This window comes from Streptomyces sp. RK9 (genome assembly GCF_045070545.1).
GTDB lineage: Bacteria > Actinomycetota > Actinomycetes > Streptomycetales > Streptomycetaceae > Streptomyces > Streptomyces alboflavus.
This window is the reverse complement of the sequence record NZ_CP173703.1, coordinates 4,673,549-4,688,971: the sequence shown is the minus strand read 5'-3', so window position 1 is coordinate 4,688,971 and position 15,423 is coordinate 4,673,549. Positions and strand designations below refer to the sequence as shown.

Annotated in this window: 12 protein-coding genes; 5 read left to right on the top strand and 7 right to left on the bottom strand. The window is 72.6% G+C overall.

What is annotated here, in order from left to right; genetic code table 11:
- Nucleotides 1–60: 60 nt before the first annotated feature.
- The gene (locus AB6L24_RS19270; RefSeq protein ID WP_405656745.1) at nucleotides 61–816 is read right to left on the bottom strand and encodes a TetR/AcrR family transcriptional regulator; all 756 of its coding nucleotides are present in this window, start codon (nucleotides 814–816) and stop codon (nucleotides 61–63) included.
- 268 nt (nucleotides 817–1,084) lie between these two features.
- On the opposite strand from AB6L24_RS19270, the gene AB6L24_RS19265 reads away from it, so the two are divergent.
- The 3 genes from AB6L24_RS19265 to AB6L24_RS19255 all read left to right on the top strand — a co-directional run bounded on the left by AB6L24_RS19265 (nucleotide 1,085) and on the right by AB6L24_RS19255 (nucleotide 5,252).
- The gene (locus AB6L24_RS19265) at nucleotides 1,085–3,364 is read left to right on the top strand and encodes an MMPL family transporter (protein ID WP_405656744.1); all 2,280 of its coding nucleotides are present in this window, start codon (nucleotides 1,085–1,087) and stop codon (nucleotides 3,362–3,364) included.
- A gap of 318 nt (nucleotides 3,365–3,682) precedes the next feature.
- Nucleotides 3,683–4,417 (top strand): FG-GAP repeat domain-containing protein, encoded by a 735-nt coding sequence (locus AB6L24_RS19260; RefSeq protein ID WP_405656742.1) that lies wholly within the window; start codon nucleotides 3,683–3,685, stop codon nucleotides 4,415–4,417.
- Nucleotides 4,418–4,583: 166 nt separating this feature from the next.
- On the top strand, nucleotides 4,584–5,252 hold the full coding sequence (locus AB6L24_RS19255) for a LuxR C-terminal-related transcriptional regulator (protein WP_405657230.1): 669 nt from the start codon (nucleotides 4,584–4,586) through the stop codon (nucleotides 5,250–5,252).
- On the opposite strand, the gene AB6L24_RS19250 is transcribed toward AB6L24_RS19255, so the two are convergent.
- The 4 genes from AB6L24_RS19250 to AB6L24_RS19235 all read right to left on the bottom strand — a co-directional run bounded on the left by AB6L24_RS19250 (nucleotide 5,249) and on the right by AB6L24_RS19235 (nucleotide 9,718).
- Complete coding sequence (locus AB6L24_RS19250) at nucleotides 5,249–5,944, bottom strand: DUF6338 family protein (protein ID WP_405656740.1); 696 nt, start codon at nucleotides 5,942–5,944, stop codon at nucleotides 5,249–5,251. The genes AB6L24_RS19255 and AB6L24_RS19250 overlap by 4 nt on opposite strands.
- Nucleotides 5,945–5,959: 15 nt before the next feature.
- Nucleotides 5,960–6,160 carry a hypothetical protein gene (locus AB6L24_RS19245; protein ID WP_405656739.1) on the bottom strand — a complete coding sequence of 67 codons (201 nt, stop codon included), beginning with the start codon at nucleotides 6,158–6,160 and terminating at the stop codon, nucleotides 5,960–5,962.
- An 81-nt stretch (nucleotides 6,161–6,241) separates the two neighbouring features.
- The gene (locus AB6L24_RS19240; RefSeq protein WP_405656736.1) at nucleotides 6,242–9,016 is read right to left on the bottom strand and encodes a CHAT domain-containing protein; all 2,775 of its coding nucleotides are present in this window, start codon (nucleotides 9,014–9,016) and stop codon (nucleotides 6,242–6,244) included.
- 402 nt (nucleotides 9,017–9,418) lie between these two features.
- The gene (locus AB6L24_RS19235) at nucleotides 9,419–9,718 is read right to left on the bottom strand and encodes a hypothetical protein (RefSeq protein WP_405657240.1); all 300 of its coding nucleotides are present in this window, start codon (nucleotides 9,716–9,718) and stop codon (nucleotides 9,419–9,421) included.
- Between AB6L24_RS19235 and AB6L24_RS19230 the strand changes: the two genes are divergently transcribed.
- Both AB6L24_RS19230 and AB6L24_RS19225 read left to right on the top strand, forming a co-directional pair.
- Nucleotides 9,617–9,889 (top strand): TetR-like C-terminal domain-containing protein, encoded by a 273-nt coding sequence (locus AB6L24_RS19230; RefSeq protein ID WP_405656734.1) that lies wholly within the window; start codon nucleotides 9,617–9,619, stop codon nucleotides 9,887–9,889. The genes AB6L24_RS19235 and AB6L24_RS19230 overlap by 102 nt on opposite strands.
- A 167-nt stretch (nucleotides 9,890–10,056) precedes the next feature.
- Nucleotides 10,057–13,338 carry a family 78 glycoside hydrolase catalytic domain gene (locus tag AB6L24_RS19225; protein ID WP_405656733.1) on the top strand — a complete coding sequence of 1,094 codons (3,282 nt, stop codon included), beginning with the start codon at nucleotides 10,057–10,059 and terminating at the stop codon, nucleotides 13,336–13,338.
- A gap of 117 nt (nucleotides 13,339–13,455) precedes the next feature.
- Here the strand turns inward: AB6L24_RS19225 and AB6L24_RS19220 are convergent, their stop codons facing one another.
- Together AB6L24_RS19220 and AB6L24_RS19215 are read right to left on the bottom strand one after the other, a co-directional pair.
- Nucleotides 13,456–14,235 carry an SDR family oxidoreductase gene (locus tag AB6L24_RS19220; protein ID WP_405656732.1) on the bottom strand — a complete coding sequence of 260 codons (780 nt, stop codon included), beginning with the start codon at nucleotides 14,233–14,235 and terminating at the stop codon, nucleotides 13,456–13,458.
- A gap of 107 nt (nucleotides 14,236–14,342) precedes the next feature.
- Complete coding sequence (locus tag AB6L24_RS19215) at nucleotides 14,343–15,368, bottom strand: LacI family DNA-binding transcriptional regulator (RefSeq protein WP_380848861.1); 1,026 nt, start codon at nucleotides 15,366–15,368, stop codon at nucleotides 14,343–14,345.
- Between the last annotated feature and the right edge of the window lie 55 nt (nucleotides 15,369–15,423).

The following is a 15,423-nucleotide window of genomic DNA, read 5'->3' as shown; positions in this document are numbered from 1 at the left end:
TGCACGAATACTTCTTGAATCCATCAACAGAACTTATGCCCGCGAGAATACGAGTTGGCGTTATGCGCCTGCTTCCGCAGCCGACTCCGCTGCCGGTATTCGGCGGTGCACATCAGCGAGCAGGTTCCGCATCGAGAGCCGGAAGATCTCCTCCTGGTGCTCGCCCAGGAATTGCATGTGCCCGAAGACCTCCAGGACGACGAGGCCCGCCATGTGCCCCCAGCCGCTCAGGAGCAGGGACGTCGCCGCGGGCGGCAGGTCACCCATGCCGTCCGGAGGGAGGTGCCCCATGAACGCCCGGAGCGAGGGCGAGAGCGCGGGGGTGTCGGCCTCGGCGAGTTGTTCCCAGGTGAAGCCGTCGAACAGCGTGGCCTGGAAGATCGCGCTCATGCGGCGCACCGCCCGGGTGGTGGGGCCCTCGGCGGGCGCCGCGTAGTCGCGCAGGGGCGCGCCGTAGAGGAGCTGGAACTTCTCCGGGTGGGCGACGGCCCAGCGGCGGTAGCCCTCGGCCGCCATCACGAATCGCGGCACGTCCGCGTCGTCCCCTGCGGCGTCGACGGCCTGCTGCACTGCCTCGGCCACCTCGTCGTACGCCTTGGCGATGAGCGCCGTCACCAGGGCGTCCCTGTTCGGGAAGTAGTGGTAGAGCGCCTGCACGGTCATGCCGAGGCTGCGCGCTATCGCGCGCAGGGACATGGCGTGGGGGCCGTGCTCGGCGATGTGACCCTCGGCGGCCTCGAGGATCTCCTGGGTGGCGGCGGCCCGACGTCGCTGGCGCAGCGTGGGCGGGGCCGCCGCGGGGGTGTCTGCGGACATGTGGTGACCGTACGACGGCGAACGCTCACAGGGCAGCACATGTGTGCGAGGTGTGAGGAAAATCTAACACTGCCAAATTTTCTGTGTCCTCGCTAACGTCGTTTGCGGCGCGAGGGGTTCGGCATCGGGCCGCTCGCCGCCACCGACGGGGAGCCCGTATGGGGCGCCCCGCCCCACTCCTCTCATCACCCTGGCCCGTTACGGGCTCTTTGGTTGGACTTTGTCGACTTTCGTCGGCGTTACCGCACTTATGCGAAGGAGACCTCGCGTGTTTGACCGCCTGGCCGAACTGGCGATTCGCCGCTCACGGCTGATCCTCGTCGTCGCCGTCGTGGCTGTGGCCCTCATGGGTGCCGTCGGCAGCGGCGCGTTCACCAAACTGAAGGGCGGCGGGTTCGACGACCCCGCTTCCGAGTCCACCCGGGCCGAGCAGGTCATAGAGGACAAGTTCGGTGGCGAGACGAACCTGGTCCTGCTGGTCCGCGCCGACAAGGGCCGGGTCGACGCCCCGGCCGCCCGGGACGGCGGACGGGCGCTGGTGGCCGACCTCAAGAAGGATCAGCACCTGGAGAACGTGGTCTCGTTCTGGGACACCAAGAGCCCCACGCTCCGGTCCGAGGACGGCCGCGAAGCCATGGTGCTCGCCCATGTGAAGGGCGACGCCAGTGAGTTCGAGAAGAACTCCAAGAGCGTCATCGACGACTACACCGGTGCTCACGACGGCGGGCTCAGCGTGCGCGCCGGAGGCGGGGCCGCTGTCAGCAACGACATGTCGACCCAGGTGGTCGACGACCTCCTGCTCGCCGAGGCCATCGCCATCCCGCTGACGCTCGTGCTGCTGCTGTTCGTCTTCGGCAGCGTGGTCGCCGCACTGCTGCCGCTCGCCATCGCCATCTTCGCCATCGCGGGCTCCTTCGCCCAGCTCAGCATCCTCGGGGGCATCACCGACGTCTCCAACACCGCGACGAACCTCACCACGGCCCTGGGCCTCGGACTTGCCATCGACTACGCCCTGTTGATGATCAGCCGCTTCCGGGAGCAGCTCGCGACGGGCGCGAGCGTGGACGACGCCGTCCGCAGGACGGTGCACACGGCGGGCCGCACCGTCGCGTTCTCCGCCGCGACCGTGGCGGCCGCGCTCGCCGCGCTCCTGGTGTTCCCGCAGTACTTCCTGCGCTCGTTCGGCTACGCCGGAGTCGGTGTCGTCGCTGTCGCGGCCCTCGGCACCCTGTTCGTGATGCCCGCGCTGCTCGCCGTCCTGGGGCACCGGGTCAACAGCGGGAAGCTGCCGTGGCCGAAGGCGCGCCGCGCCGACGGCCGGGCGCCGCTGTGGGGCAGGCTGGCCGGGACCGTCATGCGCCGGCCCGCGCTCACCGCGCTGCCCGTCCTCGCGGTCCTGCTGGTGGCGGCGAGCCCGCTGCTCGGCATCACCTTCGGCACTCCGGACGAGCGGGTGCTGCCCGAGGACGCGCAGAGCCGCCAGGTCTCGGCGACCCTGCGGGAGAACTTCGACGGCAACGACGACGCGGCCCTGCACATCGTCATCGACCGGCCCGTGGCCAAGGGCCCGCTGGCGTCGTACGCGACCGAGCTGTCCGGTCTCGACGGTGTGGCCCGCGTCGAGACCGGCACGGCAACGTACACCGGCGGACGGGCCGAGGCGGACAGCCCCGGCAACGGCTCCCTCAGCCGCGCCGACGCGCAGCGGATCACCGTGGTGAGCGACCTGGAACCGAAGTCGGACGCGGCCCAGAGCCTCGTCAAGGACGTCCGGACGCTCGCCCCGCCCACCGGTTCCGACCCCCTTGTGGGCGGCGTCGACGCCGAACTCGTCGACTCCAAGGACTCCATCGCGGGTCTGCTCCCGGTCGCCATCGGCCTGGTCGTGCTCACCACCTTCGTCCTGCTGTTCCTGTTCACCGGCAGCGTCGTGCAGCCGCTGCGGGCCCTCGTCCTCAACATGCTCAGCCTGGGGGCGACCCTCGGCGTGATGACCTGGATCTTCCAGGACGGCAACCTCTCCGGTCTGCTCGGCTTCACCGCGCAGCCGATGGAGCTGGCGATGACGGTCCTGATGTTCTGCATCGCCTTCGGCCTCTCGATGGACTACGAGGTGTTCGTCACCAGCAGGATCAAGGAGCTCCACGACCAGGGCGCGGACAACGAGACCGCGGTGACCGACGGCCTCGGGCACACGGGGCGCATCGTGAGCGCGGCGGCCTGCCTGCTCGCGGTGAGCTTCCTCGCCTTCGGCACGGCCAAGCTGAGCTTCATGCAGATGTTCGGCCTGGGCAGCGGCCTCGCCATCCTCATCGACGCCGTCGCCGTACGCGGTGTGCTCGTGCCCGCCGCGATGCGGCTCCTCGGCCGCTCCGCCTGGTACGCGCCCGGCTTCCTGCGGACGTTCCACGGGCGGTACGGCCTCAGTGAGGCGGGCCCACAGGCCGCGCCCGTGCCCGCGCCGGCGGCCGGGACCGGCGTCGAGTCCGAGGGCCGGTCCGCGTCCGATTCCGAGGACACGGCGAAGTCGCCCTACGTACGGAACTAGACGCGGCGCCGCCGGGGTCGCGTCGTCCCCGACGCCCCCCGGCAGCCCGTTCCGCCCTCCCCCGAGTGCCCCACGCGTCCCACCCTCGCGTTCCAGGCACCTAGCGTTCCCGCAGGTCAAGGCCTGTTTTCCCGTTCCAGTGTCCCGAACTGCCCCATTTTCCTGGCCGTTGGGGCGGATCACCCGACAAGCTCGTTCCGTGCTCGTCCGAGAGCTCCGGACGCCCCGCCGGGATCGTTCCCGCGAGCGGCGCCGCGGCAGGCCCGATGAGCGAGCACGGCTCAGCAGTAACGACATGGGAGTTCGTAGATGCAACGCATGCGCTCACGTTTGATCGCCGCGCCGGTCGCGGCCGTCGCCCTGACCCTGACCGCCGGCGCGCTCCAGGCCAGCGCCGCCGGATCGTCGTCCTCGGGCGGTGCGGGACAGTCCGGCAAGGCCGCCGCGGCCGCCGCGTGCCTGGCGGGCACCACGACGCTGGTCGGCGACCTCGACGGTGACGGCCGCCCGGACAAGATCTCCAACCCCGGTCACACCGGCACCAAGATGACGGTCCAGTGGGGCACGGCGAGCGGCTCGTTCGGCTCGAAGAAGTCGGTCAACAAGCTTCTCGGCGCGAAGCCCGGAGAGGTCGCGACCGCCGTCGTCGCCGATTTCCAGAAGGACGGCAAGCTCGACATGGTCGTCAACATCGTCAAGCCGTCCGGCATCGACGACCCCGCGACGGCGCGCCTCGCCCAGTACCGCCCCGGGCCGCTCAAGCGCACGAACCTGGGCTCCGCCCAGGCCCGGCACTCCGACATCGGCGACCACGGCGAGGCCAAGCAGCTGCGCGTCGCCAACTACAACGACGACGCGTACCCGGACATCGCGATCCTCAACAACTCCGGTGACGGGTCCTGGGACCGGCACGTGCGGCTGTCCAAGCGGAGCAGCGGCCCCGGCGGTTACGTCTACGAGCAGCAGACGAAGTACGGCCAGACCGGCACCCCGGCCGAGCCGCCGTCCATGCCCACCAAGGGCTGGAAGCACTTCTACAAGCCCTGCTCCTGACCCTCTGAACCCCGGGCGCCGCCGATCCCCCGTGTCGGCGGCGCCCGGCGCACCACCGAAGCCTCAGCCGCAGAAGTGAGGAAGTCCCTTGTCCGCGTCGCTCCCGTCCGCCGTGCCCTCCGCGTCCGCCGTCTCCCCCGCGTCCCCCGTCTCCCTCGTGCCCTCCATACCTTCCGCGCCCTCGGCTGCCGCCGCGGCCTCGGCGCCCGCCGCGCCTCATGCCGCCCGGGTCAAGGTCAGCGTCACCGCGCCCGACCCGATCAGCCGCGAGGGCGTCCTCAGCCAGCTGCGCCGCCACCCCGAGGTCGAGCTGTGCGAGGACTCCGGGCCCGCCACCGTCGCGTTGCTCATCGAGGACGTCCTCGACGAGGCCGCGCTCGCCCGGCTGCGGCGGACCGTGCGCAGCGAGGGCACGCGTGCCGTGCTCGTCGTCGGCACGGTCCGCGAGAACGAGCTCCTCGACGTCATCGAGTGCGGTGTGGGAGCCATCGTCTGGCGCCGTGAGGCCACCACGCACCGCCTGGTGCAGGCCGTCCTGACCACCGCCAAGGGCGGCGGCGACCTGCCGCCGGACCTCCTCGGCCGCCTCATCGGCCAGGTCGGGCGCCTCCACCGCGGCGGCACCGACCAGCCGGGCACCACGCTGGGCCTCACGCCCCGCGAGATCGACGTCGTGCGCCTGGTGGCCGAGGGCCTCGACACCTCCGAGATCGCGACGAAGCTGTCGTACTCCGAACGCACCGTCAAGAACGTCATGCACGGCCTCACGACCCGGCTCCACCTGCGCAACAGGTCGCACGCCGTGGCGTACGCGCTGCGCGAGGGGTACATCTAGACGCCGGGGCCGTCCCGGAGCCGGCGGTCGGGCAGTGGTGGCGGGCCGGACTCTATGAGTCGTACGAGAGCGCCGGGAATGATGACCGAAGCCGCCGTGGACCGGCGACGGGTGCCGCCCGGCGGGGTGAGCGCGATGGGGTGGGCGAGCGAGATGTCCCGCCATGCCGTGTCGACTTCGAGGGAGACGCTTTCGAAGTAGCCCTCCACCTTCAGGCCGTCGATCAGGTGGACGGCGACGAAGCGCCGGGTGCGGACGGGTGGCTGTCCGGGGCTGCGCCGGTGGCACGGCGCGGTGAGCACCCCGTGCCACACCGTGCCGTGGCGGAAGCGGTGGCGGTCGCTGTAGCCACTGCGCCCGCCGAGCACGTGCCCGAGTCCCGCGCACAGGGCCGCGCTCGCCGCCAGGGTCAGGGCGCCGGTGGCCAGGGTCTTCCATGGGTCCCGCAGCAGGCCCGCGCGCCCCGCCACCAGTTCGTCCAGCGGCAGCAGGGCGCTCCAGACCTCGGCCAGGGACAGCACGGCGAGGGCGGCGGCCAGGGTGCTTGACGCTCCGACGGCGAAGAGTTCGGCGATCTCACGGCCGGGGCTGAGGGCGTCGCGGCGGGTGCGTCGTTCGTAGCAGAACAGGTAGAGGTAACCCGGCGTTCCGGCGAGGAGCATCACCACCAGGCTGACGAGTCCGGAAGGCATCGCAGCTCCCTGCTGTCACAGTGGGCCGGAGAACGGTGGCGGGAGTTCGTCCTCGTCCTCCTCCAGGCCTTCCAGGTCCTTGTCGGCGGGCAGGGGCTCCACATATCCGCGGGCCGCTTCCAGTTCCTCGTCCGGGGTGGGGCCTTCGCCGGGGCGGCCGGCGGAGTGGTCCTGGTCCGGCTCGTCCGGGACCGCTGTCTCGTGCTCTGTGTCCATCGTCCTCCTTGCCCGGTGCTCCTGGCTCCTGGTTCCTGGCTCCTGGCTCCTGGCGATCGTTCTCTCGGTGTGCGTGCGCGGTCAGCGGCATCCGTAGCCGGTCATGCCCGCCCATTCGTAGGGCGGGTTCCGTCCGGAGTCCAGGAGTTCGCAGGCGGCCGCGCGGGCCGCAGCGAGCGGGGTGCCGCGCTGTCGGTGGCGGTGCCAGGCCACGGCGAAGGCGCGGGCGGAGGTGTCGCCGACCGGCACCGGGCTGCCCAGGACGAACGCCGCGCCCGCCTCGTGGAAGGCGTGCACCAAGGTGAGCGCGTCGTCGCCGACGAGGGGAACCCGGTCCCGGGAGCGTGCGCTCTCGCGTGGGCGCAGGGCGCTGCCGCACACCGGCAGGACGACCTCGTCGAACCGGACGCGCAGCGTCGAGAGCTCGGCGATGCCGAGCCTGCCGTCCGCGAGCATGAGCCCCGCCTCGTAGGGGTCGCGGACGGCCGGGGCGCCGTGGCAGGCGAGGTGCAGGACGGTGCCGCTGCCGCCTTGGCGTGCCAGCAGGTCGAGCAGCCTGCGCGTTTCGGCCCGCGGCCCGCGTGCGGTGCGCGCGAGGAGTCCGGCCGGACGGTAGAGCGCTTCGAGGTCCCCCAGCTCGCGCTCGGCGTCGGGCAGCGGTTCGAGGCCCAAGTGTTCCGGGTAGCGGGGCGCGCCCACGAGGGCGGCGCGCGTCGAGGCCGCGGGGGGACGATCCAGCGTCGCCAGGCACGCCAGGTTGGGGAGTACGCCGACCGCGGTGTGCCGGACGAGCGGCTGCCCGCACGCCGTGAGCAGGGACCAGGGCAGCGCGTGCAGGTCGGCGTGCGGCGACACCAGGAGAGTCCGCGCGCCGAGCGCCTTCTCGGCGAGCCACCGGGGCACGAGGTCTTCGAGTGACTGCGTGAACGCGGTGGAGAAGTCGAGCAGTCGACGCTGTGCCGTGTCGCCCAGCCGGGCGTTGGCGGCGAAGGCGGCGAGGGCCCGCTCGGTCCCGTCACTGGACGGCTGGGCGGCGACGTCCACGCCACCGTCGCTGACCAGGACGGACACGATCCGTCCTGGACGGCGGTACAGGGAGAGCGCAGCCCGGGACAGAGGGGCGACCGCGCCCTCGACCGCGCCCGCGGCCCCACGTGCGCCGACGCCACCGTCAGCCGCGGGTCGGCAGATCCGCTCGATCAGCCTGCCGACGACGTCCTCCGGGTCAGTCGGTTCCGCTTCCGTGATGGACCGCCAGCGCGGGTCCCCGCGGCGGATGCCCTCCACCAGCCTGCGCCGCTTCGCCCGCAGTTCACGGGCTGCCTCGGCCCGGCGCTGTGCGGCGGCGGTGGTCTCGGGCCCCGTCAGCGGCCCGTACTCCAGGGCGTTGAGGTCCGCGGTCACCTCGGCCAGGCGCCGCTCGTCGGCGGAGGGCGCGGCGCTCGCCGGGCCCTCCGCGTGGGCCAGGGCGAGGCGGGCAGCGAACGCCCTGGCTTTGAGCAGGTCGACGAGGTGGAGCGCGGCGGGCGCGTCCCGGCGTTCGACCGCCAGGTCAAGCGCCTCGTGCAGCACGGGGAGCCGGTCCATCAGATACAGGCTGTCCCAGCGCAGACCGGCCGAGACGCGGCGCCGCCGGTCGATGACGCGCACGGCCCGCCCGTACGAGGCCTGGGCCTGGTCAGGTCGGCCCGCGCGGACGAGCAGCCGAGCACGCTCGGCGTGCAGCCGCCACTCCGACTCGGGCTGCGGGCGCGCCTCGCAGGCCGCGAGGCCGTCGTCGCTCCAGCGCAGCGCCTCGCCCGGAGCGTCCTGCGCGAGGACGCGGACGCGCATCAAGCAGTAGGCGGGGCGCTGGGAGTACAGGCCGACGCCCGCGAAGTCCGCTGTCTCGTCCGGAGCCTGCTCGAAGGCCGGCGCACCCTGGTTCAGCCAGTCGCCCGCTGCCGCCAGGTCGCCGCGCCGCCACGCCAAAGACGCCAGGTGCAGGTGCCCGGCGGCCTCCATGCCGTGGTCGCGCTGGTAGGGAAGCTTGCCGTGGGCGAGTTCGGTGGCTTCCTGATATCTCTCCAGCTCGGTCAGGAGCCATGACTTCAGGTCCCACAGCTGGATGACGAGTTCCCGCAGGCGATGCATCCGTTCGGCCCGGCGGACCGGTTCGGAGCCCTCTCCGCCGCCTTGGATGTGTGCGGCCGCGGCGGCCTGCGCGGCTTCGACCGTCGCTCTGTCCGGGATCCCGCCGGGCAGGCCGTCCAGCAGATCCTGCTCGAAGGTCTCCAGGAGGCCGAGAGCCTTGGTCCGGTCGCCGAGTTCGCGCAGGAACCTCGCGCGGTCCAGGCGCACGTTGGCGGCCTGGAGGGACCTGTCGTGCCGGATCAGCAGGGCTTCCGTCCGTTCGGACAGCGCGGTGGCCTCGCCCACCCGGCCTTCGGCGAAGAGGTGCCCGGCGCGCGCCCGTTCGTAGTGCTCGGCCCGCTCCACGTCGTCGAGGTGACGGGCGGCCAGCTCTCCGGCTGCCTGCCGCAGTCGTCGTGCGTCGGTTGTCCGCCCGGCGACCGCGTGATGGGCCGCCGCGATCTCGTGCTGTTGCACCAGCGGGATCACCAGGTCATGGCGTTCGACCACGACGGGCAGCAGGCCGGGACCCGGCGAGCGGCGCTGCCAACGGTCCTCGAAGGCGGTGTGCCCGGGGAGGTACTGGGCCGCCGCGTACGCGTACGCGTCGAAGTCCGCCAGGCGATGCGTCCGCATCCAGGTCGTGCCCAGGCGGATGACGTGTTGTGCCCGGCCGGCCAGTTCCAGCCACTCCTGCCGGTGGGCGGTGTTGTCGTAGGCGTACGCATCCGGGGGCACAGGCACCTCCCCTGCTCCCTGATTCCGGCCGTCGGGACGGGAATTCAGCTTACTGAGTGCCTGGTCCGGTGTTCGCGTTTCATCGCGAATTACGTTCCGCGCACACTAAGGGGGGTTCCTCTGATGGGAGGCGATCCGCGGAAGGGGACGGCGGCAGGGCAGAATGGGATCATGGCGATATGCAAGAAGTGCGGTGCGCAAAAGCGCCGTTGGCCCCGCTCCTGCTCCAGGTGCCGTGCGGAGTCGACCGGTGAATCCGTTTCCGCGGCCGGTGAACTGGCCGTGGAAACGGGACTGCTCGGGTGGATCGCGCGCGGAGTGACGGGAGTGGTCCGGGCGGTACTGCGGGTGTTCAACTGACGCGTTTCCGGTGTGGGCCGTGGTGACCCCGCGGCCCACACCGCCGCCTCATCGGTTCCGCACGTCGGCGAGCAGCTTCGCCGTGGCTTCGGGGGCCTCCACGGGGAAGTGATGGGTGCCGAGGTCGACGGGCACGATGTCGAAGCGGTCGCCGTAGCGGTCGTTCGCCCCCCGCGTCACCAGGTCGCGCACGGCGAACACGGTGATCGGCTGCTTGGTCTCGCGCAGCGCCGCGTCCATGTCCCAGTGCACCAGGCCCTCGATGGCGCGCAGGCCCGCGGGCTGCCGCACCGCGACCATCTTCTCGAAGCAGGCGTCCATGAGCGCCTGGTCGGTCCCGGCCGACAACAACTCGAAGCCATCCTGGAACGGGAGCGGGCCCGGGGCGGGCAGCCCCCCACCCTGGAACGCACCACGGACGCCGTGCTCGCCCCCCTCTACTACCGGGGCGTCTTCACGGACGAGCCGCTCACCCCCGAGTGGACCCGCACCCTCGTGGCACACCTGCTGCCGGACTGACCCCGCCCCGCCCATCGGCAACGCCCGCCCCAACTCCCGGGTCCCGCACGCCCCTTGAGGTGGCCCCGCCCTCCGTCCTAGGATCGACTCACCGGGGAATTGAAACGTTTCATATCCTCACGTTTCACTCCGTCACGGCCGACCGTTCACCAGCCGAGGGGCGAGCGATGGACAACGAACGTGCGACAAGCCAGGGCGGGGCCTGGGACCGCCGGGCCTTCCTCAGAACGTCCGCGGCGGGAGCCGGAGCCGGTGTCATCGGCCTCGGCCCCGGTGCGGCGGCCGCTGTCGCTGCCGAGCCCGGCGACGGCGGCGCGAAGGAAGGCGTGCTGCGGATCGACCGCACCACCGTCGAGTACGCGGAGACGCTGCTCGGCACCGATGTCGCACGGCCGAGGCTGAGTTGGGAGCTGTCGGCACCGGGCACGGGCGCCCGGCAGAGCGCGTACCGGATCAGGGTCACGCTCGACGCGGACGCGGCGCACGGGCGCACCGTGTGGGACTCCGGGAAGGTCGCCTCCGCGCGCACCGTCCACATCCCCTACGGCGGGCCCGCGCTCACACCCCGTACGCGCTATCACTGGCAGGTGCGGGTCTGGGACGCGCGGGGCAGGGCGTCCGCCTGGAGCAGGTCCCGCTGGTGGGAGACCGCGTTGGCGGACGGCGCCTGGCAAGGGCACTGGATCGGCGCGGAGGCGCCGCCGAAGCCGCCCGGGTTCGACGGCGCTTCGTGGATCTGGGCGCCCGGGTCCACGCGGCAGGACGCCCCGGCGGGCACGATGTGGTTCCGCGGCGTCCTCGAACTGCCCGCAGGGGCCGAGGTGTCCGCCGCCCGCCTCGTGGCGACCGCCGACGACGACTTCACGCTGTACGTGGACGGCGAGCAGGTCCTGCACCAGGCCGAGCAGACCGACGCCTGGCGCTCCGGCCAGCTGGCCGAGGTGACGGAGCAGGTCAAGGGCGCGGGGAGCCGCGTCGTGGTCGCCGCCCGCGCCACCAACCGCGGCGGCGGCCCGAACCCGGCGGGCCTGCTCGTCCGCCTCCTGGTGGAGACCGGCGACGGCACGCACACGCTGGTCACCGGCCCGGGATGGCGGTGCGCCACCACCGAACGGGACGGCTGGCAGCGGCCCGACCACGACGACAGCGCCTGGCCGACGGCCGAAGCGCTCGCGCCGTACGGCGAAGGCCCCTGGGGCGACGGCGTCCAGGTGCGCGTCCCCGAGCTCCCCGCGCCACTGCTCCGCCGCGGATTCACCGTCGGCAAGCCGGTGCGCCGCGCCCGCCTCTACCTGAGCGGGCTCGCCTACTACGAGGCCGAGATCAACGGCCGCCGGGTCGGCCGCCAGGTCCTCGACCCGGGCTTCACCGACTACGACGAGACGGTCCTGTACGCCGTCCACGACGTCACGGACCTGCTCCGCGGCGGCGCCAACGCCATCGGCGTCACCCTCGGCCGCGGCTTCCACGGCATGACGACGTCCAACGCCTGGAACTGGAACAAGCCGCCGTGGCACGGCGAGCCGCGCCTGCTCGCCCAGTTGGAGATCGACCACCGGGACGGCTCCCGCACCACCGTCGCCACCGACGGCTCCTGGCGCATGGCCGAGGGCCCGACCCGCTTCAACTCCCTCTTCGCGGGCGAGACGTACGACGCCCGCGAGCACCCCGGGCGCTGGACCGAGCCCGGCTTCGACGACAGCGGCTGGCAGCGGCCGGTGCGCCAGGACCCGCCGAAGGGCACCTTGCGCGCGCAGACGCACGAGGCGATCGAGGTCGTCGACACCGTGCGGCCGGTGTCGGTGACGGCGCACGGCGACGACTGGGTCGTCGACATGGGCCGCACCCTCGCGGGCTGGACACGCCTGAAGGTGCGGGCCGGGGCGGGCACCACCATCAGGCTCGTGCACGGGGAGCGGCTGAAGGACGACGGCAGTGTGCGGGCCGAGAACGGCAACGCGGCGGGCCGCTGCCAGACCGACGAGTACGTCTGCGCGGGCGGCGGCGCCGAGGAGGTGTGGGAGCCGCGGTTCACGTACAAGGGTTTCCGGTACGTGCAGATCAGCGGCTTGCCCCGGAAGCCGACGGCGGACGAGGTGGTCGGCCGCGTGGTGCACTCCGCGGTGGGCGCCACCGGCGGTTTCCGCTGCTCCGAGCCCTTCTACGAGCAGCTCGAACGCGCCATGCGCCGCACGGTCCTGAACAATCTGCACGGCATCCCCACCGACACCCCGATGTTCGAGAAGAACGGCTGGACCGGCGACGCCCAGCTCGGCGCGCCCGTCATGGCGTACGCGCTCGGGATGCCCCGGTTCTTCACCAAGTGGCTCGGCGACCTGCGGGACAGCCAGAACGGCGCGGGCCAGCTGCCGGTGATCGTGCCGAGCGGCGGCTGGGGCTACCGCGAGCTGGCGCCCGCGCCCGAGTGGACCACGGTGTATCCGTTCGTGGTGCGCGAGATGTACCGGGTGTACGGCGACGAGCGCGTCGTCGGCGAGCATCTGCCCGCCCTGGTCAGGTACTTGGACTGGGAGCTCGACCGGCTCCAGGACGGCCTCGCGGTCACGGCCCTCGGCGACTGGCTGCCGCCCGGCTACCCCGGCGGCATCCCGCCCGAGGACACCCGCCTGACCGCGACCGCCTATCTGCACCGAGGACTCACCGACACGGCGGACATGGCCGCGCTGGTCGGCCGGGACGACGTACGGGAGCGCTTCCTGACCGCCGCCGCGAAACTCAAGGACGCCTTCAACGCGGCCTTCCTCGGCCCCGACGGGCACTACCGCACGGCGAAGGACCCCGGCTACCGGCAGACCAGCAACTGCCTCCCCCTGGCCTTCGGCCTCGTCCCCGCCGGGGCGCGGGCCACTGTCACCGCCTCCCTCGTCGCCGACATCGACAGGCGCGGCAACCACCTCGACACCGGCGCCCTCGGCACCAGCGTCCTGCTGCGCGCCCTCAGCGCCCAGGGCCACTCCGACGTCGCGCACGCCCTCGCCACTCAGCGGACGTACCCGAGCTGGGGCCACTGGTTCGACCACGGCGCCGACACCATGTGGGAGATGTGGGAGCTCGACTCGCGCTCCCGCGACCACTACTTCCTGGGCACCTGCGTGCAGTGGCTGTACGAGAACGTGGCGGGCCTGCGCCCCGGCGACGAGGGCTACCGGACCTTCACCGTCCGGCCCGACGCCCGCGTCGGCGTCGACTGGGCGCGCACGGAGGTGCGCACGGTCCGGGGCCGGGCGGCGGTGTCCTGGTCGCTCGTCGACAAGGTCGTCCGGCTCACCGTGCGGGTGCCGGTGGGCGCGACGGCCGAGGTCCATGTGCCCGCGGCGTCCCGGGCCGCCGCCGAGGCCCCGAAGGGCGCGGAGTTCGTGCGCGCGGAGCCCGGGTTCGTGGTGTTCCGGGCGCCGCACGGGGAGTGGGACTTCCGCGGGCGGCCCTGAGCGGAGCGGCCGACGTCGAGTGCCGGTCCTTTCGGCTGCCTACGCGCCGGGAGGACCAGCCCCTTCGCTGAGGCGGCTCATACCGACACCACGGCCCCGGTACGCGCCCGCGGCGGATCACCCGGGCGTGATCGGTCCGAGGTAGGTGCCGCCGGACACGTCGATGGTCTGGCCGGTCACCCAGCGCCCCTGCGGTCCCGCCAGGAAGCCCACCACGTCCGCGACGTCCTCCGGCTGGCCGATCCGTCCGAGCGCGGTGATCGACTCGAGTGCGGCCACCGCCTCGGGAACCTCGGCGTAGTGGGCGATCATGTCGGTCAGCACCACTCCCGGTTCGACCGTGTTCACGGTGATCCCGCGTCGGCCGAGTTCGTTGGCGAGCGACGGGCCAAGGGCAGCCAGCGCCGCCTTGGTGACGGTGTAGCCGATCTGGTGGGGGTCCGCGATCCGGGTGGACGCCGAGCCCACGTTGACGATCCGCCCGCCGTCCCGCAGCAGCGGCAGCGCCCGCTGGACCACGAAGACGGGCGTGCTCACGTTGACTGCCAGCAGCCGCTCGAACTCCTCCTCGGTGAGCTGTCCGATCGAACTGACCGAGTGCATCCCCGCGTTGTTGACCAGGATGTCCAGGCCGTCCACCCCATGCTCGGCGAGCCCGGCAGCGAGCCCGTCGAACAGCCGGTCCACTGCGCCGCTCTCGCCGAAGCGTGCCTGCACCGCGAACGCCCGGCCGCCGGCCTCGGCGATCCGCGCCACGGTCTTCGCAGCGGCCGCGTCGTTGCTGCCGTAGTGCACCGCGACCAGCGCCCCCTCGGCAGCGAGCCGCAGCGCGACCGCGCGCCCGATCCCGCGCGAGCCGCCCGTCACCAGTGCGGTCCCGCCGTCCAGTTCCCCCATGCCCACCCCTTTGCTCGTGCTGCGCCCGGCCGGATCCGAGAGCGATTCAGCCTAAGGCGTCATTCCATGGGGAGAGTCTGCGATTCGTTGGAGGCGGGCGCGGTGTTTCAACGTGAGGGCAGGCTGGAGCGCCGCACCACCAGCTCCGGGTCGAGCACGATCGAGCGGTGCGCGTGGGCAGGTCCGTCCGGCTCCGTCGCGATCTCCTCCAGGAGGAGGTCGGCGGCCATGCGGCCCATGGTGACGGCGGGCTGGCGCACCGACGTGAGGGGCACGGCCGCGGCGGCGGCGAACTCGATGTCGTCGTAGCCGACGATCGCCAGGTCGTCGGGGACGCGCACCCCGGCGGTGTACATGGACTGGAGGACGCCGAGGGCGAGCAGGTCGTTGGCGCAGAAGACAGCGGTGGGCCGGTTCGCGAGGCCGAGCAGGCGCGCCCCCGCGTCCCGTCCCGCGGCCACGTCGAGGCGTTCGGTGGGCAGTTCGCGCAGCGCGTCGGGGGGCAGGCCCGCCGCGGCCAGGGCGTCGAGGGCGCCGGTGCGGCGGTCGGACACCTGCTGGAGTCCGGGCGGGCCGCTGACGTAGGCGAGGGAGCGGTGGCCCGCGTCGAGGAGATGGCGCACCGCGAGGGCACCCCCGGTCACGTCGTCGACGGAGACGGAGCACTCGGAGGTGGCATCGGCGACCCGGTCGACGAGGACGAACGGGATGCGGTGGCGACGGAACGCCTCGACGGTGCGGCCGGTCGCGTCGGCCGGGGTGAGCAGCACGCCGCGCACCCGCTGCTCGGCGAAGAGCGCGAGGTAGTCGGCCTCCTCGGCCGGGTCCTGCTCGCTGTCGCAGAGCATGACGCCGAGTCCCGCGGCCCGGGCGACGCGCCCCGCGCCGCGGGCGATGTCCACGAAGAAGGGGTTGCCCATGTCGAGGACGAGCAGGCCGACCATGCGGCTGTGTCCGACCCGCAGCTGCCGGGCGGACTCGCTGCGCACATAGCCGAGCCGGTCGATCTCGGCCTGGACGCGGGCGCGCGTCGCGGGCGAGACGGAGTCGGGCCGGTTGAGCACGTTGGAGACCGTGCCCACGGAGACTCCGGCGGCGTGCGCGATGTCCTTGATACCCACGAGCCGGGCCATCGGGCCGGGACCTCCAGTGCTGCGTAGTTCGATGTCGTTCCGTGTCGTTCCGTGC